Below are 1,822 nucleotides of genomic sequence, written 5' to 3' on the forward strand. Positions count from 1 at the left end.
TGCTTGCCCTGCTGGTGCAGGCGGTACTGGCGGGTAACGGGGCCATGCGCGGCCTCGGCTGCCCCCGTCTTGCCGTCGGGCGTCATCCACACCGAGGGCATCAGGCCGAGCGACCCGAAGCCCTGCGCCACCCCGAGCTTCACACGCTGTCGATCGCTCACATCGACTGCGATGCCTTCTATGCCGCCGTCGAGAAGCGCGACCGGCCGGAACTCGCCGACAAGCCGGTGATCGTCGGCGGCGGCACCCGCGGCGTGGTTTCCACCGCCTGCTATGTGGCGCGCATCCACGGCGTCAAATCGGCGATGCCGATGTTCAAGGCGCTGAAGCTGTGCCCCGATGCGGTGGTGATCAGGCCCGACATGGCGAAATATTCCGAAGCCGGCCACCAGGTGCGCGCCCTCATGCTGGAGGTGACGCCGCTGGTCGAGCCATTGTCCATCGACGAGGCGTTTCTCGATCTCACCGGCACGCAAAGGCTGCATGGCATGAGCCCGGCCATGACGCTCGCCCGGCTCATCGGCCGCATCCAGCAGCAGGAGGGCATCACCGGCTCAGTGGGCCTGTCGCACCACAAGTTTCTGGCCAAGCTCGCCTCCGACCTCGAGAAGCCGCGCGGCTTCTCGGTGCTGGGCCGGGCCGAAACGCTGCGCTTTCTCGCCGGTAAGCCGGTGGGGTTCATCTGGGGTGTGGGCAAGGCCATGCAGGAGGACCTGGCGAAGGACGGCATCACCATGATCGGCCAGCTGCAGGCGATGGAGAAAGCGGAACTGATGCGCCGCTACGGCAGCATGGGGGCGAGGCTCTATCACCTGTCGCGCGGCGAGGACCGGCGCATCGTCTCGACCGACGATCAGGCGAAATCGATCAGCGCCGAAACCACCTTCGACAGCGATATCCGCGACGTCGCCGAGCTCGAGCGCCTGCTGTGGCCGCTGGCCGAGCGGGTGTCGCGCCGCGCCAAGGCCGATGGCGTCGCCGGCCACACCGTGGTGCTGAAACTCAAGACCGCCGATTTCCGCATCCGCACCCGCAACGTGACGCTCGCCGACCCCACGGCACTCGCCGCCCGCATCTATGAGGCGGCACGTCCGCTGCTGCGGCGCGAAGCAGTGGGAACCGCCTTCCGGCTGATCGGGGTTGGCATTTCAGGCCTCACCGCGGCCAGCGCCACGCAGGAAACCGAAACGCTGGACTTGACCGCCGCAACCCAGGCCAAGGCCGAACTGGCGGTTGACCGCATCAGGGACAAGTTCGGCCGCGCCGCGGTCGCCCGCGGCATCGGCTTTAGACAGGACGACGAGTCAGAGTGACATCAGCGCGGCATTGCCGCCCGATGCGGTGGTATCGGTCGAGACCACGCGCTCGGTCGCGAAACGCAGGAGATAATGCGGCCCGCCCGCCTTGGGCCCGGTGCCGGACAGCCCCTCGCCGCCGAATGGCTGGGCGCCCACCACCGCGCCGATCTGGTTGCGGTTGACATAGAGGTTGCCGACCCGGACGAGGCGGCGCACCTCGGCCGCCGTGCGCTCGATCCGGGTGTGAAGCCCCAGCGTCAGGCCATAGCCCGTGGCGTTGAGCGCCGCGCACACCTCTTCCAGCCTGCCGCCCGCAAAGCGCACCACATGCAGGATCGGCCCGAACACCTCACGCGACAGCGGCGCCAGCGATGAAAGCTCATAGGCGGCGGGCGCCACGAAGCTGCCGCGCGCGCAAGGCGCGGGCAATGCCAGTTCGCAAATGGTTTTCGCTTCGGCGCGCATCCGCACCTTGTGCGCTTCCAGCCCGGCCCGCGCCTCCTCATCGATGACCGGGCCTATGT

Annotated in this window: 2 protein-coding genes and 1 pseudogene; 1 reads left to right on the top strand and 2 read right to left on the bottom strand. The window is 68.3% G+C overall.

What is annotated here, in order from left to right; genetic code table 11:
• A pseudogene (locus ACKOED_RS12015) lies at positions 1 to 134 on the bottom strand (NADP-dependent isocitrate dehydrogenase); the annotation flags it as partial.
• On the opposite strand from ACKOED_RS12015, the gene ACKOED_RS12020 reads away from it, so the two are divergent.
• Positions 123 to 1,313, top strand: coding sequence for a DNA polymerase IV (locus ACKOED_RS12020; RefSeq protein WP_408916833.1), 1,191 nt, complete (start codon positions 123 to 125; stop codon positions 1,311 to 1,313). The pseudogene ACKOED_RS12015 and the gene ACKOED_RS12020 overlap by 12 nt on opposite strands.
• Here the strand turns inward: ACKOED_RS12020 and ACKOED_RS12025 are convergent.
• Positions 1,305 to 1,822: aldehyde dehydrogenase family protein (locus tag ACKOED_RS12025; protein WP_408916832.1), on the bottom strand; the 518-nt coding region annotated here is incomplete at its 5' end. The two genes, ACKOED_RS12020 and ACKOED_RS12025, sit on opposite strands and share 9 nt — an antisense overlap.

Origin of the sequence: Aestuariivirga sp., assembly GCF_046093005.1 — a bacterium.
Taxonomy (GTDB): Bacteria; Pseudomonadota; Alphaproteobacteria; order Rhizobiales; family Aestuariivirgaceae; genus Aestuariivirga.